The following is a 19,233-nucleotide window of genomic DNA, read 5'->3' as shown; positions in this document are numbered from 1 at the left end:
CGCCGAGCTCGGAGTCGCTCATGAGCCCTATCGACAGCGCGCCCGCCGAATCACGCCGCTACCACCGGCTCGATATCTCGCAACCCGAATTCTGGACCCGGGATTTCCGGACCCGTGACGAGGTGTTCGCTCAGTTGCGGGCCGAACCCGGGCTCACCTGGCACGCACCGCCGCCCGCGGTGTTTCCGCACGAGGAACCCGGTTATTGGGCGGTGACCCGGCACCACGATATCGCTCATATCAGCCGTCATCCCGAACTGTTCACCTCGACGCTCGGGATCAGCATGGACCCGATGCCCATCGAAGTGCAGCGGCCGACGACATTCTTTCTCACCATGGATCCGCCGCAGCACACCCGGTACCGGCGGCTGATCAGTTCGGCGTTCACACCGAAACAGGTGCGCCGCATCGAATCCCAGATCCGGGCCAATGCCGCCGAGATCGTCGGCGAATTCGTCGCACAGTTGTCCTCGGGTGAACCGGTCGATCTGGTCGAGAGCCTCTCCCGCAAACTTCCGATGCGCACGATTTCGGACATGATCGGTATCGACCCCGCCGATCAGGACGCGGTCGCCTATGCGGCCGAAGCGATGTTCGGTTCCAGCGACGAGGAATACGCCGGCCTCGAGGAACGCGCGACATTCTTCATGACGCAGTTCGGGATCCTGCACCGGGCGGGCACCGATCTGGCCCGCCGCCGGCGCGAGGATCCCCGGGACGACCTCATGTCGGCCATCGTGGCCGCCGAGGTGGACGGCCACCGGCTCACCGACGAGGAAGTCGGCGCGTTCATGGTGCTACTGGCCTCCGCCGGGAACGACACCACCAAACAGACCACATCCCATGCGTTCAAGGCGCTGGTGGAGCGTCCGGCACAGCGCGAATGGCTACTCGAGGACTTCGATGCCCGTATCGGCGGGGCGGTCGAGGAATTCGTCCGCTGGGCGACACCGGTCATCCATTTCGCCCGGCACGCGGTAACGGATACCGAGGTGGCGGGCACCCGGATACGGGCCGGCGAAAAGCTGGTGCTGTTCTACTGTTCCGCCAACCGCGACGCGACCGCACTCGACGATCCGCAGATCTTCGATATCACCCGCACACAGAATCCGCATTCCGGATTCGGCGGTGGCGGGGCGCATTTCTGTCTGGGGTCGTGGCTGGCCAGGATGCAGTTGCGCCTGCTGTTCGGGGAACTGCTGACCCGGGTGCCCGAGGTGGTGCTCGGCGAACCGGAGTACGTGCACAGCGATTTCGTACACGGCATCAAGCGGATGCCGGTACGTCTCGCCTGAGCGTTTTTCTATCCGGCCGAAATCCGGGTACCACCGCGGCGGTCGGCCCGTGTACGGATCAGCGCGGATCGGTTTTATCCACCCGCCGGCCTGTCCACCAGCACCGACGGTCTCGGCGCGCGCAGGCGTCGGATGGGCCGGTCCCGATCGGTCGGCGTCGCGCCGCCCCGGCTATTACGCTGATCCCGTTGTCTCCCCCCTTGACGAAAGGACAACCGATGAAGACCCAGTTGAACTGCCCGTGCGGCGAACACCTCACCGGCGCGACCGAAGACGAACTCGTCGATGCCGTACGCAAACACCTGACCGAGAACCACCCCGGCCACGACTACACCCGGGACCAGATCCTCTTCATGGCCTACTGACCACGCCCGGGCCCGGTACCGGCCGCCGATTCGCGGCCGGACACGGCCCGGTGCCGCCGCCGGCCGGGTGCACCGGCGAACCGCGCGACGAGAACACCCGACCCACCGTGGTATATGGATTCGGACGCTTCGGCCCGCCAGAAGGGATCCACCATGGACGACCACACACTCGCCGCGACCCTGGCCGGAGAAGCGGGTGATCTTCTCCTGTCCATCCGGGAACTCGGCGGAAGGGTCGGTGACCAGCGGTCCAACCAGCTGCTCCTCGAGCGATTGGCCCGGGAGCGGCCGGCCGACGCTGTGCTGTCGGAGGAATCGCCCGATAACGGGGAGCGCACCACCCGGTCGCGCGTGTGGATCGTCGATCCGCTCGACGGTACCCGCGAATACGGTGAACCGGCGCGCACCGACTGGGCGGTCCACGTGGCCCTCGCCGTCGACGGCGAACCCGTCGCGGGTGCCGTGGCATTACCCGCCGCCGGCCTGGTTCTGCATACCGGCCGCCCTCCTGTGCTCGCACCCCCGCCGCCACCGGGCACCGTACGAATCGCCCTGTCGCGTACTCGCCCCTCTCCCGAAGTCCGGCAGCTGGTAGCCCGGTTGTCGGCGACCGAGGTGCCGATGGGATCGGCCGGGGCGAAGGCGATGGCGGTCGTGCGCGGCGACGCCGATATCTACGCCCACTCGGGCGGGCAATACGAGTGGGATTCCTGTGCGCCGGTCGCTGTCGCGGCCGCGACCGGACTGCACGTCTCCCGGCTGGACGGTTCCCCGTTGCGCTACAACCGGACCGACCCGTACCTGCCCGATCTGCTGATCTGCCGGCCGGAGCTGGCCGAACTCGCCCTCAAAGCACTGTCGGAGTAGACCGGCCGGGCCCCGGGACCCGGTTCGGTGACCGGGCTGCCGAGCCCGGCCCCCGGGGTCGCCCGTGCGCGCCGGGGACCGATCGGCCCACAATGGCCGGAGGTTTCCGATACGACAGGAGTAGTACAAGTGAGCGGTCGACTATCCGGCAAAGTAGCTTTCGTCACCGGGGCGGCGCGCGGCCAGGGCCGCGCCCACGCGCTGCGGCTGGCCGCGGAGGGCGCCGATATCATCGCGGTCGACCTGTGCGGGCCGCTGCCCGACGCGGTGCCCTACGACTCCGCGACTCCGGACGATCTCGACGAAACGGTCCGCCTGGTGGAGGGCTCCGGGGGCAAGATCTTCGCCGCTGTCGCGGATACGCGCGAGCTCCCCGCGTTACGCGCCGCCGTCGACGAGGGGGTCGCCCGGTTCGGCCGCCTCGATGTGATCGTTGCCAACGCCGGAATCTGTATCCCCGAACCGTGGGACACCATTACCCCCGAATCGTTCCGGGCAGTCCTCGACACCAACGTCACCGGCACCTGGAACACCGTGATGGCGGGCGCGCACCGAATCGTCGAGGGTGAGCGGGGCGGTTCGATCATCCTGATCAGCTCGGCCTCGGGGGTGTCGATGCAGCCGTTCATGGTCCACTACACCGCCAGCAAACATGCCGTGACGGGTATGGCCCGCGCATTCGCCGCCGAACTCGGCAAACATTCCATCCGGGTCAACAGCGTCGCACCCGGTCCGGTGGCCACGCCGATGGGTTCGGGCGATATGGTCGGCGCCCTCACGCGTGCGGGCGAGACCAACGGTCTGCTGGCCGGGATGAACACTCCGTTGCTACCCGAGGGGATCGCCATGCCGGAGGACATCTCGGAGGCGGTGCTCTGGCTGGCCGGTGACGAATCCCGGTTCGTCACCGCCACCAGTATCTCGGTGGATCTGGGTTCGGCGCAGTACTGACACCGGCCGGCCGCGGCCGGCGTCCCGGGCGCCGCGGCACGCCGCCCGGGACGGGGCCGCTGGGGAAAACCCGAGGAAATTCGATATAACACTTTCCGAGAACGGCATTATCAGGCAACCTGGGTACTGCCGTGAACCACGTGCGACACCGTCACGACAGTTAGGGAAGCCGATGAAGTCCAAGGGTGCATTGATCTGGGATTACGCGCAGCCGTGGTCGGTCGAGGAGATCGAGATCGGCGATCCGCAGCTGGGTGAGGTGAAGGTCCGCGTCGAAACGGCCGGACTGTGCCAGTTCGACCAGCGACTGTCCAGCGGCGACGTCCCCACCGCCGAGTTCCCGATTCTCGGCGGGCACGAGGGTGCCGGTGTGATCGTCGAAGTGGGCGTCGGCGTGGATCATCTCGCCGTGGGTGATCACGTGGTCTTCTCGTTCATCCCGGCCTGCGGTATGTGCCAATCCTGCCTATCCGGGCATCACAACCTATGCGATCGCGGACAGGACCTACTCACCCGCGGCGCGGTCTCCGACGGCACCTTCCGGATCCGCGCCCGCGGCCACAATGTCCACCCCACCTCACTGATCGGCGCCTTCGCCCCGTACGCGGTGGTGCACAAGAGTTCGGTGGTCAAGATCGACCCGAGCATCCCGTTCGATATCGCCTGCCTCGCCAGCTGCAGTGTCACCACCGGTTACGGCGCCGTGGTCAATACGGCCACCGTCCGGCCCGGCGAAGATGTCGCGGTGATCGGCGCCGGCGCGGTCGGCACCGCCGCGGTCCAGGCAGCGGTGATCTCGGGAGCCCGGCGTATCTTCGCCGTCGATCCGGTCGAGGCCAAATGCACACAGGCCGCGAAGTTCGGCGCCACCCATACCTATTCCGATATCGATACCGCGATCGGCGCCATCGAGGAGGTCACCGGCGGCCAGATGTGCCGGACGGTGATCGTGGCAGTCGGCCGCTGCGACGGTAAAGACCTGGCCAAATGGATGCGGATCACCGCCAAGGCCGGCAGCTGCGTTCTCGCGGCCACCGGCGATGCCGCGGAAACCAATCCTCGGATGAACCTGTCGGCCCTGACCTTCCAGCAGAAGAGCCTGTGCGGCACGCTGTTCGGCGGCGGGAATCCGCAGCTGCTGATCCCGGAGGTCCTCGCGCTCTACAAACTGGGCGACCTCGGACTCGGCGATATGATCACCCGCGAATACTCCCTCGAGCAGATCAACGAGGGGGTCGCCGATATGCTCGAGGGCCGCAATATTCGCGGGGTCATCCGCTTCACCGACGCCGACCGCTGAGCCGCGGCCGGGCCGGGTCAGAACACGACCCGGCTCACCGCCTCGGCGATCAGCGCCGGTTTGGTCCCGCCCTCGATCTCCACGGTGTGCTGCACCACCAGCTGCAACGCGCCACCGGACACCTCGCTCGCGTCGGCGAGGACAGCGGTCGAGCGGACCTTCGCGCCCACCGGAACCGGACTCGGGAACCGGACCTTGTTGGAGCCGTAATTGATTCCGAGCTTCGAGTTCTCGAAACCGAAGATCTGCGATCCGAGGAGCGGCAGTAGGGACAGAGTCAGGTAACCGTGCGCGATCGGGCCCCCGAACGGGCTCTCCCGCTTCGCCCGCTCCGGATCGACGTGGATCCACTGGTGGTCGCCGGTGGCCTCCGCGAACTGATCGACCATCCGCTGGGTGACCTCTACCCAGTCGCTCGTGCCCAGGGTCTCCCCCACTGCGCCGAGAACCTGATCCTTACCGGTGAATGTGCGCACAGTTGTCTCCTTCGATCCCGTGCCGCGCGCTGTCGCGACATCGCAACTCACCTAATAGGTATTCCGCACTTCGCCTCCGAGATCAACCCCGAAATGAGACATTTTTCAACTTCGTCGCAAATAGCGTCGGGCGACCGCGTCGGTACATGACACCTGCCCCACCGGTACCCGCAGTCCTTCGAGGAACAAATCCGTACGACCGTTATGCTCCGGCTGGTCGGCACGGACACGTATACCGGTCCGTCGAGCGACCGGGGCAACGACGCCCAGCCCGCGCGGCGGCACGATCGCCGGACCCGTTCCCCAGGAGACCTACACCTTGACCGTGCTCACCTTCGGCCTTGTCACGGTCGCCGGTTTCTTCGCCGGGCTCGTCGGCTACGTCACGGGTATCGCCTCGCTGATCTCCTACCCAGCCCTCCTCGCCGCCGGGCTGTCGCCGGTCTCCGCCAACGTGACCAATACCGTCGCCATGGTCGCCGTCGGTGCGGGCTCCACCGCCAAGGCCGGCGCGGCCGTCGCCGATAACGCCCGGGCACTGATCCTGCACGCGGTCTGCGCCGCTCTCGGCGGGCTCGGTGGCGCTGCCCTGCTGCTCACCACTCCTGCCGAGGTGTTCGACGCGATCGTCCCCGTGCTCATAGCTCTCGCGGCCGGTAGTCTGCTGCTACAGCCCAAGCTCCGCAAACTCGCCGGCAACCGGACATTCCCCCGGCTCTACCCGCTGGCCACCGCGGTCGTGGCACTCTACGGCGGGTACTTCGGGGCGGGAGTCGGGGTGATGTTCCTGGCACTCATCATGGTCTGTACCTCCGAGACGGTCTGGCGCGCCAGCATCCTGAAGAGCGTGCTGACCGGGGTCGCCAACCTCGTCGCCGCGATCGGCTTCGCCGTCTTCGGCCCGGTCCACTGGCTCGCCGCGGCCGCCATGGGGCTCGGTGCCTTCGCCGGAGGCTGGTTCGGCCCCTCACTCGTGTCCCGGCTGCCACCGGCCGCCATGCGGATCGGCGTCGCGATCTGCGGGCTGGGACTGGCCGGTTACCTGGCGATCACCTGACCGCGACGGCTTCGATCGTCCGGACCCGGGCAACCGCGAGTCGTCCGGTATGCCCTGGGTACCTTGCGGATACGACTCGCTACCCCGGTCCGAGGAAATCCCGCAGCCGGCCTATTTCGGCGTCCAGGGCGGTCGCGAAAGCTCGCCCTCTCGGTGCACCGTCCACGTATCCCACCTCGACCTCGCTGCCCGCACGCGCGCAGGTCGCCCAGCCGATCACCCGGTCGCGCCACAGCAGTGGCATCGCGTAGTAGCCGCGGACTCGTTTCGCGACCGGGGTGTAGGCCTCGAAACGGTAATCCCAGCCCCAGATTCGCCCGAACCGTTTCCGGTCCCACACCAGCGGATCGAACGGTGCCAGTATGCGCACCCGCGCCGGTGGTTCCCGATCCGTGGGTTCCAGATCGGCCGGCCACAGATATCGCATACCGTCGACGGTGACCGCACAGAGCTCACCACGGGCGCGGAGTTCCCGGATGGTCGCCGAACCGGTGATACCGCCGACCGGGCGCACCACGCGGTTGATTGTCGCGGCGAGGGTCGATTCCGTCGCGGGGGCGAGCGTCCGCGCGATACGCAGTGCGAGGGCCCGGGCGCGTACGGCGGGGTCCAGGGCTGATTCCACCGGGGCCCGGGCCACCTCGTACCGCCGGATTCCGGATACCCGGTCGGCCACCCGCAGCAGGCCGTAACGATGCATCTCCTCGAGCAGCACGGTGGTCGCGGATGATGTGCCGCCCCAGGCGTTCACCACACCACGATGACCGAAATGGGACTGCACCTCCCGCGGGTGCACCACCCCGCGTTCCCGGACGAAATCCAGTACATCGGCCGAACGGGCGTCGTGCGGGTAGGTTCCGTTCGTTCCGCGCGGGTGATGACGTGGGTGCAGCAGGGGGCGCAGGCGTGGAACCGTGTACCCGTAGGCGTAGAGGATGTCCTCGTCGATACCCAGTTCCCGGTATCGCCGGTCCAGATCACCGGCCCGGTAGCCGCGGACGCGCTGACGCAGGATCAAATCCTGGGCCCGCGCCGGCGCCCGGATAGGGTCGGCCTGGACGAATTCCATATCGGCCAGGGCAGCGCCGAGCGAAACCCGCGTGCGGGGCAGCGACCAGGACACCGCGTGGGAACGCAACCATGCCAGCGACATGCCGCGAGGGTATCGAGGGACTACGACAGCTCGTCGCCCCTATCGCCGTTCGCGGCCTCCGCCGCCCCGGTGATATTGCGCGTCATACCACCGAAGATCACCGCGTGAAACGGTGCGATCGACTTCCAGTACAGATGCCCGGCCAGCCCGCGAGGTTCGAAAACCGCCCGCTGCCGGTACACGGCACCGCTTTCCGCGCTGTCCACGCACAGTTCGAGCCACGCGTTCCCGGGCAACCTCATCTCGGCCCGCAATCTCAGCAGCGAGGGCCGTTCGATCCGCTCCACGCGCCACCAGTCCAGCGCCTCGCCTTCGTGCAGCCGATGCGGATCACGACGGCCCCGGCGCAGGCCGGCCCCGCCGGCCAGCCGGTCCAGCCAGCCGCGCAGCGACCAGGCCAGCGGGAATGAGTACCAGCCGTGTTCTCCGCCGATGGCCTCGATAACCGCCCACAGCGCGGCCGGATCGGCGGACGTCGGGCGTTCCCGCACATCCTGATACAGGGAGCCGCCCGACCATTCCGGATCGGTGGGCAGGGGTTCCGAGGGCTCCGGCTCCCACGGACCCGCGTCCGACCAGCGGGTCGGCACATCCCGATCCCGGATCCTGGTCAGCGCGAGTTCGACAGCCCGGCGATATCCGGTCGGGCCCGGATCCGGGTCGGGGATATAGCGCGCGATATCGTGCTCACCGCATACGACATCGTTCACCAGCGATTCCATCAGCGGGACAGCGATCGCCTTCGGTACCGGTGTCACCAGATTCACCCATTGCGCCGACAACCACAGTGTCAGCACCGGTACCGGCAGGATCAGCCGTCGCGGCAACTCGGCCACGGCTGCGTACCCGCGCATCATCTGTTCGTAGGTGACCACATCCGGTCCCCCGATATCGAAGACGCCGGCCACCGTGGCGGGCAGGTCCGCGGCCCGTGTCAGATAGTGCAGGACATCACGCACGGCGATCGGCTGGATACGGGAGCGCACCCAGCGCGGCGTCACCATCACCGGCAACCGCTCGGTGAGGTAGCGGAGCATTTCGAAACTGGCCGAACCGGAACCGATCACCACCGCCGCCCGCAACACCAGGACGGGAACCGCACCGTCGAGCAGGATGCGCCCCACCTCGGCGCGCGAGGACAGGTGCCGGGACAGCTGTTGCCCCGCCGGAGCGATTCCACCGAGGTATACGATCCGCTGCACACCGGCCGATTCGGCCGACCGCGCCACAATGGTGGCGGCCCGCCGATCGACCTCGTCGAAATCCGGCCGTGTCAGCGAATGCACCAGGTAGTACAGGACCTGCTGATCGGCGAGGGCCGCGCCGACATCACGCTCGACTGTCGCGTCTCCACGCACGATCTCCACTCGGTCATGCCAGGGGGTATCCGCCAGCTTGCCCGGCGTCCGCGCGAACACCCGCACTGTATGGCCCGCTCGCAACAGTTCGGGTACCAGGCGCCCACCGAGGTAGCCCGTGGCTCCGAACACGACACAACGCATCGGATACTCCTCACTTCGGCATTGCGCTGCCGTACGCGGATCGCGCCGGTGTTCGTTCGCCCTTCCTCCGCAGGCTAGCGCCGAATGGGTCCACCATCCGTATGCACGCGCGCATCGGAAATCGCCCCGTTACACGGCGCGGACCGGGCACCGAAACCGTGTTCGACGCGTTTGCATTCGCGGACGCCGGGTAGCGCGTCCGGTATGTCCCCCACCGTGCTGTCTCCTCGCTTGATCACCGCACCTGTCGCCGCTGTCACCGAGGCGGTGCGCGCCGGGACGCAACGCGCGGTCGATACGGGCGTCCAGGTGGCCGGGAAACCGCTGCGGACCGCGGAGAAGGTGGCCGGCGCGGTGGCTACCGGGATCGCGCCGCTGCTCCCGGACCAGAACAGCAGCCTGCGCGACGACCTGGCCACTCTGCTCGATCCGCGTGACCGGCGCGCCCAGCGCCGGGTCGCGGTCTCCGAGGATACGGCGACGATCGAGGTCCACGGTCTCGACGATAAGCACCGCGGGGCGGTCACGCGGGGCCTGGACCAGCGTCTGGGCCGTTTGCGCGGGGTCGAGTGGTGGCGGGTCAACGCGGTCACCGGGCGCGTCGTCACCGCGCTGTCCACCGGTGCCGATCTGGACCGGCTGCTGGCGGTCATCGAAGAGGTCGAACGGGAATCGGAGGTCGCGGGGGGCGGCTGGAGCCGGGCGGCGGAGTTCCCGGCCGACCGGGAACCGGTGCTCGCGGCCGCCATCGAAGTGGCCGGCGATATCTGCGCGATCGCGATCTCCGCCGCCGGAACGGTTCCGCCACTGCGCGGCCTGATGCACGGGGTCCGCGCCGTCGCGGCGTTCACCGACGCCCAGCCGCGGCTGCGCGGCCATCTGGAGGACAGACTCGGTGGCACCCGCGCCGATCTCCTTCTGGCCGTCGCGAACGCCGCGGGCGCGGCTCTCGGCGAGGGCGCGGCCGGTGGAGTGACCAATCTGCTGGCCGATACCGTCCAGCGCGGGTTCGCCCTCACCGAGGCGGTCGCCCGGCAGGCCCAGTGGCGGGAGTGGCAGGCCGATATCGTCGACGCCGAGCATTTCGGGGTCGACAAACCGTTGCCCCGCCACACCCGGCCCGCCGACCTGCCCCGCGGACCTGTCGAACGCGTCGCGGACGAGACAGCGGCCGCCTCACTGGCCGGTGCCGCGGCGCTCGCCGGGCTGGGCCGGGTCGGCGACGTTCCGGATGCGCTGTTGCTGGGCGCACCCAAGGCGGCCCGCTCCGGCCGTGAGGTCTTCGCCGCCACGGTGGCCACCACACTCGCCGCCGCCGGTGTCCTGACCCTGCACCCCGCCGCCTGGCGGCGCTTCGACCGATTGACGGCCTTGGTCGTCGACGCGGAAGCGCTGGCAACGAACCGCCGGGTAGTTCTCGAGGCGGAGACCACCGATGAGAACTGGTCGGCCGCGCGTGTCTGGAGCACCGCGCAGCGACTGCTGTGGGACCAGAACGACAACAGCACGGAGCCCGGCCGCGACGGACACCCGCCCCGCCTCGTGCATCCGCAGTCCGGAACCCCGGACCGCGGCGATACGACGACCCGCCCGGTGCACCGCGAACTGCGCGAAGGCGACCGCACCGTCGGCAGCGTGCTGGTGGGCCGCGAACTGGACCCGCGAGCGCACGGTGTCCTGAACACCGCCCGGCGCGCCGGTCTGCGCGTACTACTCGCCGGTCACCGCGATGCCGGCGAATTACGCGGGCTCGCCGACGAGTTCGTCTCCGCCCGGGGTTCGCTCAGCGCGCACGTGGAGCGATTGCAGCGTGACGGCCACGTGGTCGCGGTTCTCAGCATGCGTGCGCACAAAGCACTCGACCACGCCGATGTGGCGATCGGCATCGTCGGCTGCGAAGGCGACGGTATCCATGTGCCGTGGTCGGCGGACCTCCTGTGCCGGGACCTGCGGCAGGTACAGCGAACCCTGGCCGCTGTCGGGCCCGCGCGGGAGGTCAGCGAACGCGGTCGCACCCTGGCACTGTCGGCGTGCAGTCTCACCGGATTGCTCCTGGCCGCGGCGCCGGCCGCCCGCTCACGCACCGCGCCCATGATCGCCGCGAACTTCGCGGGTCTGCTCAACGGTGCGCTGACCGGTGCGCGTTCCGGCCGGAATGTATCCGCCGCCGTGCCCGCCCCGCTCCTGCCCTGGCACGCCCTCGAACCCGATGAGGTGCTGTCCCGGCTACCGGAGCCGGAAGACCCCGGCAGCAGGGGAACTGGCGAACACGCCGACCGCGGCCGTGTCTCGACTGCGACGGCACCGCTGCGCGCCTACCTCGGGCATATGCGCCGGGAACTGGCCGATCCGCTGACCCCGGTTCTCGGTGTGGGCGCGGCCGCCACCGCGATCCTCGGTTCTCCCTCCGATGCCCTGCTGTTGTCCTCGGTGCTGACGGTCAACGCGATGATCTCCGCACGCCAGCGCCAAGCCGCCGAGAACGAATTGCACGAACTCCTCGAAGGCGAACGACTCACCGGCCAGGTGATCGGCCGGCCGGATATCGATGCCGGCGAGCCGTCCGCCACCGCTCTCCCGGCCGACCGGCTGCGGGTCGGCGACGTTGTCGTCGTCCGCGCCGGCGAGGTGGTTCCCGCCGACGCTCGTCTGTTGCGCGCCGACGATCTGGAAATGGACGAATCGGGGCTCACCGGTGAATCGGTGACGGTGCCGAAGGCCGTCGAAGCGACGCCCGGCGCGGCCCTGGGCGACCGCGCCTGCCTCGTTTTCGAGGGCACCACCGTGGTCAGCGGCTCCGCCGTGGCGGTGATCATCGCGGTCGGCACCGATACCCAGGCCGGGCGGGCAACGGCGGGCGCCGTACCGCCCGAGAAGGGCGGGGTGCAAGCGCAACTGCGCTCGCTCACCGATCGCGCGCTGCCGTTGACGCTGACCGGCGGCGGTATCGTCGCCGCCCTGGGCGGTCTCCGGGGGCGCACCCTGCGCGCCGCGATCGCCGACGGGGTGGGCGTGGCGGTGGCCGCGGTACCGGAGGGATTACCGCTGGTGGCCACCGTGGCCCAGCTCGCCGCGGCCCGGCGGTTGTCCCGCTACGGCGTCCTCGTCCGCGCCAACCGTGCGGTGGAGGCGCTCGGACGGGTGGACGAATTATGTTTCGACAAAACCGGCACCCTCACCGAAGGCAGGCTGCGGCTGACCGCCCTCGCGGATCTCGACGAGCAATGGGAGCCCGATAGCGATTCCGGCAGCGCCCGGCGGTTGCTGCGGGCCGCCGCCCGCGCCTGCCCGGAACCCGATGAGGGTCCGGTATTGCACGCCACGGACCGCGCCGTGCTCGACGCCGCCGCGGAAACCCTGGGTTCCGATGCGCACAGCTGGGATCCGCTCGACGAGATCCCGTTCGAATCCAACCGTGGATACGCCGCGGCTTTCGGACAGACCGCCCATAAACTGCGGTTGCTCGTCAAAGGCGCACCGGAGGTCGTACTGCCCCGCTGCACCAGAGTGCGCACCGGCACGAAACCCGATCCCGCGCTCTCGGACGGACTTCGCGACCGCGCCGGTGCGATGGTCCACGATCTGGCCGAGCAGGGCCTGCGGGTACTCGTAGTGGCCCGCCGCGATCTCCCGGAACACCCCGACGATATGGAAGAAGCGGTCGAGGAACTCACCCTGCTCGGTTTTCTGGGTATCGCCGATACGCCCCGGCCGCAGACCCCCTATCTCGTACGAGCCCTGCAGGACAACGGGGTCGGCGTCCGGATGATCACGGGCGATCACCCGGTGACAGCGGCCGCGGTCGCTCGTCAGCTCGGTATCACCGTGGAGACCGTCACCACCGGCGCGGATCTCGACGATCTGGACGACAGCGAGCAAACCGATCTGATCGAGCGCAGCTCGGTTTTCGCGAGGGTCGACCCCGAGCAGAAGGTACGTATCGTCGCGGCCCTGGGCCGCCGCGGCCACGTGGTGGGTATGACCGGGGACGGCAGCAACGATGCCGCCGCGATCCGCACCGCCGATATCGGGATCGGGATAGCGGCACACGGTTCGGCCGCCGCGCGCAACGCCGCCGATCTGGTGCTCACCGAACCGGATCCACGAGCGCTCCTGCACGCGCTGGTCGAGGGTCGCAGTATGTGGCAGCGGGTCGCCGACGCCGTCGCGGTACTGGTCGGCGGCAATGCGGGCGAGATCGCGTACACACTGTTCGGGACCGCTGTCGGCGGCCGGGCCCCACTCGGCACACGCCAGTTCCTGCTGGTCAACCTGCTGACCGATATGTTCCCGGCCCTGGCGCTCGCGCTGGCCGGTGATCAGGAACAACCGGAACCGCAGGACAGCCCGGAGTGGGTCGAGCAGCGGGCCCGGCAACTCGCCGCGATCCCACCGGCCCGGCTGGGCACGGATCTGATCCGCACTATCGCCGTCCGAGGTGTCGCCACGGCCACCGGTGCGTCGGCCGCGTGGGTCGTCGGCCGCTACACCGGGACCCAGCGGCGCGCCGACACCATCGGATTGGTCGCGCTGATCGGCACCCAGCTCGGGCAGACCCTGGTCGCCGGTTACCGTAGCCCGCTGGTCTGGCTCACCACCGCGGCCAGCGGTGCTGTACTCGGGTTCGTCGTGATGACGCCCGGGGTCGGCACGTACTTCGGTTGCACTCCGCTGGGCCCGATCGCCTGGACGATCGCGAGTGCCGCCGCGGCGGGTGCCACGGCGGGCTCGACATTGTTGCCCCGCCTGCTGCCGGCCGTGGAACCGGCGGGTTCGGGTACCGATGCGCTGCCCGCCGGCGCGGAGCCGGCTCTACCCGGTTCCGGGGACTCCGAACAGTACGCATGAGGTAGGAGGCGCCGCACCGGTCACCGCGTCACTCTGCTCACCGGGGTCGATGACACATCGAAAGAAGGAGATCCCGGGTCGACCACCCGGGATCTCCTCTTCGGAGAGAATCAGCGGCGGTTGTCGTCGCGGTCGATGTCCTCCGTGCTCGTCTGTCCCCTGCGGACCGTGTCGGAGAAGGTTTGTTCTTCTTCGACCCCGTCGGCCGACGAACGGACCCGCTCGACCGAAACGGACTCCTCGTCCCATCCGGCCTCCTGCCGTTCACTGCCGATGTTCCGCTCCTGTTCCGGGCGCCGCACAATGGGCTCGGGCTCCGTCCGTGGTTCCGGCATACCGCCCGCGCCCGCCGCCGCACCGCCCGCGGCCATCGCGCCGCCACCGGGCTGCGCTGCGTGCCGCCCGTAGTCGTCGCGGCCGGCGCCGCCGGGATCGAACCCGTAGTGGACGAACAGCTCGTCCTCGGATTCCTGACTGATCAGGCCGTCATGTTCCAGATGCGGCGCGGTGCGCACCGCTTCCTTGTGGACACGGACCTGCAGCTCGCCCGAGTCCTGATACAGCTGCGCACCAGCCAGCGGTACCAGCGAATCGTCGCGGAAGAACCCGGTGCTCACCGATGCCCAGGTCGCCGCGCCGGAAACATTGTCGACGTAGACCCGCTTCACCTTGCCGATCTTGTCGCCGCCCACGTCGTAGACGGCGTCTCCGATCAGATCTCCCACCTGCTGAGCCATATCTCCTCCTCGCTTCTCGTCCGATACGTGATCGGCGAACCGAGTGGCGTTGCCCGGTGTCGTCGACTGCCGGGCACCCGGTGCGGAGTGCCGATCGGCTACATCACCGGCAACTACCCGGCACATCGGCGTGCAAACACCTGGGTGCGCACTGCCATCACAGTCCACCAGCCGTGGATGGCGGTTTCATAACTCCTGGGCAATCGATCGGCAACAAAACGCGGCGGCCGTATCCGTGACATGGACCTCGGCCGGGTGTCCGGCGGTGCCCGCGACCTCCCACGACACCGCGTCTGCGGGCATACTCGACCAGTGAGCTCCCCGACTGTCTCCAAGCCCGCCATTCTGAGCGTCGACGACGACCCCGGAGTGTCGCGGGCGGTCGTCCGCGACCTGCGCCGCCGCTACGGCGCCGACTATCGCATCCTGCGCGCCGAATCCGGGCCGCAGGCACTCGAAGCACTGCGGGAGCTGAAGCTGCGCGGGCAGCCGGTGGCGGTGCTCATCGCCGACTTCCGCATGCCGGGTATGGACGGCATCGAGTTCCTAGAACAGGCCATGGACCTGCATCCGCACGCCCGGCGCGTATTGCTCACCGCATACGCCGATACGAGCGCCGCGATCGATGCGATCAATGTCGTGGATCTCGACCACTATCTGCTCAAACCCTGGGACCCGCCGGAGGAGAAGCTCTATCCCGTCCTGGACACGCTCCTCGACGCGTGGCGAAGTAGTGATCACCGGCCGGTGCACGGAACCAAGGTCATCGGCAACCGATGGTCGCCCCGGTCCTCCCAGGTCAGGGAGTTCCTGGCGCGGAACCAGCTTCCGTACCGCTGGTTCCTGGCCGAGGAACCCGAGGGCGCGCGACTGCTGGAGGCCGCCGGTGCCGATCCGCGCCGATGTCCGGTGGTGATCACCGAGAGCGGCCGGGCGCTCGTCCAGCCCAGCGACGGCGAACTCGCGGAGAGCGTCGGATTGAGCACCGAACCGGCCGGCGATTTCTACGATCTGATCGTTGTCGGCGGCGGACCCGCCGGGCTGGGCGCCGCCGTGTACGGCGCCTCGGAGGGACTGCGAACGCTCCTGGTCGAGCGCACCGCCACCGGGGGTCAGGCGGGGCAGAGTTCACGGATCGAGAACTACCTCGGATTCCCGGACGGCCTGTCCGGCGCGCAACTGGCCGACCGGGCCCGCCGTCAGGCCGCGAAGTTCGGTGCCGAGGTGATCACCACGCGGGAGGTCACCGGGCTCGAAGTGAACGGTTCGGCCCGGACCGTGCGCTTCGCCGACGGCGGCGCCCTGTCCGGGCATACGGTCATCATCGCCACCGGTGTCGATTACCGCCGCCATACCGGGCACGGCGTGGACGACTACACCGGCCGTGGCGTCTACTACGGCTCGGCGATGACCGAAGCCGCGGAATGCGCCGGCCACGACGTCTATATCGTCGGCGGCGCGAACTCGGCCGGTCAGGCGGCGATGTTCCTGTCCCGGAACGCCCGCACGGTCCATCTCGTGGTCCGGGCCGAATCGCTGGAGAAATCCATGTCCCACTACCTGGTCCAGCAGATAGCCCAGGTTCCCAGCATTCGGGTACACACCGAGACCGAGGTCGTCGCGGTGGACGGCGCCGACCATCTGCACACCGTCGTCCTGCGCGACAACCGGACGGGTGTCGAGGAGAAAACTCCCGCCGAGCGGCTTTTCCTGTTCATCGGGGCCGCACCGCAGACGGAATGGCTCGACGGGGTGGTGCACCGCGACGCCGGCGGTTACGTACTGGCCGGCCCCGATCTGCTCGTGGATGGTGACCGGCCGGTGGGCTGGGAGCTGCCCCGCCCGCCCCATCATCTGGAGACCAGCGTGCCCGGGGTGTTCGTCGCCGGCGATGTCCACGCCGAATCCGCCAAGCGGGTCGCGTCCGCGGTCGGTGAAGGCGCCATGGCGGTCATGCTCGTACACAGGTACCTGGCATAGGAGGGTGAGGGATGAGTATCTGCGATCCCGCCGAACTGCGGACACTGTTCCTGTTCGAGAAGCTCGACGACGACCAGCTGGCGTGGCTGTGCGCCGACGGCCGTATCGAATATCTCGACCCCGGGCCCGTATACCGCGAAGGCGATCCGGCGACATGTTTCTACGTGCTGATGGACGGCGAAGTACGCCTCACCAAGCTCTCGGCGGGCCGGGAGATCGAAATGGTGCACACCGGCCACCGCGGATCGTATGCCGGTGCCTGGACGGCGTACCTCGGTGAACGCGCCGAAACCCATTACGCCTCTTCGCTGTATGTCACCAGGCCCTCGCGGTTCTTCGTACTCGACGCGCAGATCTTCGCCCGCATGATGCACGACTGGTTCCCGATGGCCGTTCATCTGCTGGAAGGGGCATTCTTCGGTAACCGCAACACCAATGCCCGGATCGCCCAGCGGGAACGACTGCTCGCACTCGGCTCACTGTCGGCGGGGCTGACCCACGAACTCAACAACCCGGCCGCGGCCGCGGTACGGGCGACCTCCGGCCTGCGCGATCGGGTGGCCGGGATGCGGCACAAGCTGGCGATGATGGCCCAGGGCAAGTTCGATACCGCTGTCCTGGAAACACTGGTGCGGTTACAGGAGGAGGCGGCCGCGCAGGTCGCCAAGGCGCCGGAGCTGTCCCCGCTCGAGGCCGCCGACCGCGAGGATGTGCTCGGCGACTGGCTCGACGATCACGGCATCCGGGACGGCTGGGATATCGCCCCGAATTTCGTGCAGGCCGGGTTCGACACCGATTGGCTGGAGCGGGTATCCGCCACCCTCGAAGGCTGCCCACCCCAGGTGGTCGAGGGCGCGTTTCGATGGCTGAACTACACCATCGAAACCGAACTCCTGATGAACGAGATCGCGGATTCGACCACCCGTATCTCCACCCTGGTGGGCGCGGCCAAACAGTATTCGCAGATGGACCGGGCCCCGTTCCAGGTAGTGGATCTGCACGAATTGCTCGACAGCACGCTGGTGATGCTCAGCCGCAAGATCGGCGACACGATCGAGGTGGTCAAGGATTACGACCGCGCCCTGCCCGCGGTGCCCTGCTACGCCGCGGAACTGAATCAGGTGTGGACCAACCTGATCGATAACGCCGTGTACTCGATGGCCGGCCGCGGAACTCTCACCGTCCGCACCCGGCACGAGGACGATTGCGCGGTCGTCGAGATCGCCGACACCGGCCCCGGTATTCCGGAGGATGCGCAAGGCCGCATCTTCGAACCGTTCTTCACCACCAAACCGGTCGGTGAGGGCACGGGCCTCGGCCTGGATATCTCGTTCCGGATCGTGGTGCACAAGCACGGCGGGGATATCCGGGTCGAATCACGCCCGGGTGATACGTGTTTCACCGTATGGCTACCGCTCACCCGGCCCGGCCCCGATGAATCCTCGGTCAGCGCAGTCGCCGGTACATGATCGGCTGGGCGGAGATTTCGCCGGCCGCGAAGTATGCCTCGGTGCGTCCCTGACGGGAAAAGGTACCCGCCTCAGCGGCGGTCGAGGCCGGACAGGCGGAGGGCGACCCGGCGGCGTACCGCGGGCACCTTCCCCACCAGGCCGAGAGCGGTGTTGCGGATCGGCCGCGTCGCGGCGGGAGCCGTTCCCAGATCGGTCAACCGGCTCGTGGTGGAGACGACGGTCCGCGCGGCCCGGCGACGGGCTGCCACGTGCTCGTCCAGCAGGCTGTCCGGTTCTCCGGCGAATACCCGCGCGAGGACCCGGCCGGTGGTCACCGCGTCTTCGATACCCAGATTCATTCCCTGGCCCCCGGCCGGCGAATGGACGTGAGCGGAATCGCCGGCCAGCAGGATCCGGCCGTTTCGGAAGCTGTCGGCGATGCGGTGGTGCACGCGGAAACGGGACCCCCACACGACATCCGAGACCACGGCGCGCTCCGACCGCGGGCCGCGGTCGTCCAGTAGCCGCTGTACGAAGGCGGTATCCGGTTCATGCGGCGCCTCGTCGACCGTGGCAACGATGCGGTACCTGTTGTCGGGCAGCGGCGCGATGACCACCAGACCGGCCGGCGAGAAGTACAGGATGACCTCTTCGCTCGGCACGCCGCCGGAGATGTGCACGTCGGCGAGAGTGAACGATTCGGCGTAGCTACCGCCCGCGAATCCGATTCCGGCCCGGTCACGCACGAGGCTGCGCATCCCGTCGGCGCCGATGAGATACCGGGCCCGCAGCTGTGTGCCGTCGGAGAGTGTCGCGGTGACCAGATCCGCTTCCTGGGCGACGGCGCGCACTGTCGCCGGGCGGAGCACCGAAGTACCGAGGTCGGTGAGCCGCCGCAACAGGAACTGTTCGGTATCGGCCTGCGAGATCATCAGAGTGTAGGGATAGGCGGTCGGCAGAGCTTCGAAGCCGACCTCCATCAGGACCCTGTCGCGGTCACGGACCGTGAAGGTCGAGGCGTGCACGCCGCGCCGCACCAGACTCGTGGTCACCCCGTAGGGCTCGAGCAGTTCGAGGGTGCGTGAGTGCACTGCCGCGGCGCGCGAAGTGTTGGCGCCCGCGCTCTGGCTGTCGACGATCACCACCTGGTGGCCGAGCTGCCGCAGTACGACCGCGGCACTCAGACCGACCGGACCGGCCCCGACCACCAGGACGTCTGCGATTGCGTTCGTCATTGCCCGTTACCTGCTC

Annotated in this window: 14 protein-coding genes; 9 read left to right on the top strand and 5 right to left on the bottom strand. The window is 68.6% G+C overall.

From position 1 onward, the window contains the following. Positions 1 to 20: 20 nt before the first annotated feature. The 5 genes from ABZ827_RS05395 (at position 21) to ABZ827_RS05375 (ending at position 4,778) form a co-directional block, all read left to right on the top strand. Entirely contained in the window at positions 21 to 1,295 is a 1,275-nt protein-coding gene (locus ABZ827_RS05395) for a cytochrome P450 (protein WP_357233056.1), read from the top strand. Positions 1,296 to 1,513: 218 nt separating this feature from the next. Then, the gene (locus ABZ827_RS05390) at positions 1,514 to 1,660 is read left to right on the top strand and encodes a DUF1059 domain-containing protein (RefSeq protein ID WP_357233054.1); all 147 of its coding nucleotides are present in this window, start codon (positions 1,514 to 1,516) and stop codon (positions 1,658 to 1,660) included. Positions 1,661 to 1,813: 153 nt separating this feature from the next. Beyond that, positions 1,814 to 2,527: a 3'(2'),5'-bisphosphate nucleotidase CysQ gene (locus tag ABZ827_RS05385; protein WP_357233052.1), complete on the top strand. Its 714-nt coding sequence runs from the start codon at positions 1,814 to 1,816 to the stop codon at positions 2,525 to 2,527. 129 nt (positions 2,528 to 2,656) lie between these two features. Next, positions 2,657 to 3,478 (top strand): mycofactocin-coupled SDR family oxidoreductase, encoded by an 822-nt coding sequence (locus ABZ827_RS05380; protein WP_357233051.1) that lies wholly within the window; start codon positions 2,657 to 2,659, stop codon positions 3,476 to 3,478. Positions 3,479 to 3,650: 172 nt separating this feature from the next. Next, positions 3,651 to 4,778, top strand: a complete 1,128-nt coding sequence (locus tag ABZ827_RS05375) for an NDMA-dependent alcohol dehydrogenase (protein ID WP_357233049.1) — start codon at positions 3,651 to 3,653, stop codon at positions 4,776 to 4,778. 17 nt (positions 4,779 to 4,795) lie between these two features. Here ABZ827_RS05375 and ABZ827_RS05370 read toward each other — a convergent pair whose 3' ends face one another. Beyond that, entirely contained in the window at positions 4,796 to 5,254 is a 459-nt protein-coding gene (locus ABZ827_RS05370; RefSeq protein WP_357233047.1) for a MaoC family dehydratase, read from the bottom strand. A 319-nt stretch (positions 5,255 to 5,573) separates the two neighbouring features. Here ABZ827_RS05370 and ABZ827_RS05365 point away from each other — a divergent pair, with 319 nt between their 5' ends. After that, positions 5,574 to 6,311: a sulfite exporter TauE/SafE family protein gene (locus ABZ827_RS05365; RefSeq protein WP_357233045.1), complete on the top strand. Its 738-nt coding sequence runs from the start codon at positions 5,574 to 5,576 to the stop codon at positions 6,309 to 6,311. 79 nt (positions 6,312 to 6,390) lie between these two features. Here ABZ827_RS05365 and ABZ827_RS05360 read toward each other — a convergent pair whose 3' ends face one another. Beyond that, positions 6,391 to 7,464, bottom strand: a complete 1,074-nt coding sequence (locus ABZ827_RS05360; RefSeq protein ID WP_357233043.1) for a crosslink repair DNA glycosylase YcaQ family protein — start codon at positions 7,462 to 7,464, stop codon at positions 6,391 to 6,393. A 20-nt stretch (positions 7,465 to 7,484) separates the two neighbouring features. Continuing rightward, positions 7,485 to 8,966, bottom strand: coding sequence for an SDR family oxidoreductase (locus ABZ827_RS05355; protein ID WP_357233041.1), 1,482 nt, complete (start codon positions 8,964 to 8,966; stop codon positions 7,485 to 7,487). 204 nt (positions 8,967 to 9,170) lie between these two features. On the opposite strand from ABZ827_RS05355, the gene ABZ827_RS05350 reads away from it, so the two are divergent. Next, positions 9,171 to 13,814, top strand: coding sequence for a cation-translocating P-type ATPase (locus ABZ827_RS05350; RefSeq protein WP_357233039.1), 4,644 nt, complete (start codon positions 9,171 to 9,173; stop codon positions 13,812 to 13,814). Between the two features lie 110 nt (positions 13,815 to 13,924). Here ABZ827_RS05350 and ABZ827_RS05345 read toward each other — a convergent pair whose 3' ends face one another. Continuing rightward, a complete protein-coding gene (locus tag ABZ827_RS05345) occupies positions 13,925 to 14,551 on the bottom strand; it encodes a PRC-barrel domain-containing protein (RefSeq protein WP_357233037.1) in 627 nt (208 codons plus the stop codon). A 312-nt stretch (positions 14,552 to 14,863) separates the two neighbouring features. On the opposite strand from ABZ827_RS05345, the gene ABZ827_RS05340 reads away from it, so the two are divergent. Both ABZ827_RS05340 and ABZ827_RS05335 read left to right on the top strand, forming a co-directional pair. After that, complete coding sequence (locus ABZ827_RS05340; protein ID WP_357233035.1) at positions 14,864 to 16,531, top strand: FAD-dependent oxidoreductase; 1,668 nt, start codon at positions 14,864 to 14,866, stop codon at positions 16,529 to 16,531. 11 nt (positions 16,532 to 16,542) lie between these two features. Then, complete coding sequence (locus ABZ827_RS05335; protein WP_357233033.1) at positions 16,543 to 18,000, top strand: ATP-binding protein; 1,458 nt, start codon at positions 16,543 to 16,545, stop codon at positions 17,998 to 18,000. A gap of 71 nt (positions 18,001 to 18,071) precedes the next feature. Here ABZ827_RS05335 and ABZ827_RS05330 read toward each other — a convergent pair whose 3' ends face one another. Beyond that, positions 18,072 to 19,217, bottom strand: a complete 1,146-nt coding sequence (locus ABZ827_RS05330) for an FAD-dependent oxidoreductase (protein ID WP_357233031.1) — start codon at positions 19,215 to 19,217, stop codon at positions 18,072 to 18,074. Positions 19,218 to 19,233: the final 16 nt, after the last annotated feature.

The sequence above is a fragment of the Nocardia sp. NPDC019395 genome, assembly GCF_040632335.1.
Classification (GTDB): domain Bacteria; phylum Actinomycetota; class Actinomycetes; order Mycobacteriales; family Mycobacteriaceae; genus Nocardia.
This window is presented reverse-complemented; position numbering and strand designations above follow the sequence as displayed.

Bases quoted from the DNA above. Each gene is read 5' to 3' on its own strand.
- ABZ827_RS05395 (WP_357233056.1), top strand. From the start codon at position 21: ATGAGCCCTATCGACAGCGCGCCCGCCGAATCACGCCGCTACCACCGG.
- ABZ827_RS05390 (WP_357233054.1), top strand. From the start codon at position 1,514: ATGAAGACCCAGTTGAACTGCCCGTGCGGCGAACACCTCACCGGCGCG.
- ABZ827_RS05385 (WP_357233052.1), top strand. From the start codon at position 1,814: ATGGACGACCACACACTCGCCGCGACCCTGGCCGGAGAAGCGGGTGAT.
- ABZ827_RS05375 (WP_357233049.1), top strand. From the start codon at position 3,651: ATGAAGTCCAAGGGTGCATTGATCTGGGATTACGCGCAGCCGTGGTCG.
- ABZ827_RS05360 (WP_357233043.1), bottom strand. From the start codon at position 7,464: ATGTCGCTGGCATGGTTGCGTTCCCACGCGGTGTCCTGGTCGCTGCCC.
- ABZ827_RS05355 (WP_357233041.1), bottom strand. From the start codon at position 8,966: ATGCGTTGTGTCGTGTTCGGAGCCACGGGCTACCTCGGTGGGCGCCTG.
- ABZ827_RS05350 (WP_357233039.1), top strand. From the start codon at position 9,171: ATGTCCCCCACCGTGCTGTCTCCTCGCTTGATCACCGCACCTGTCGCC.
- ABZ827_RS05345 (WP_357233037.1), bottom strand. From the start codon at position 14,551: ATGGCTCAGCAGGTGGGAGATCTGATCGGAGACGCCGTCTACGACGTG.
- ABZ827_RS05335 (WP_357233033.1), top strand. From the start codon at position 16,543: ATGAGTATCTGCGATCCCGCCGAACTGCGGACACTGTTCCTGTTCGAG.
- ABZ827_RS05330 (WP_357233031.1), bottom strand. From the start codon at position 19,217: ATGACGAACGCAATCGCAGACGTCCTGGTGGTCGGGGCCGGTCCGGTC.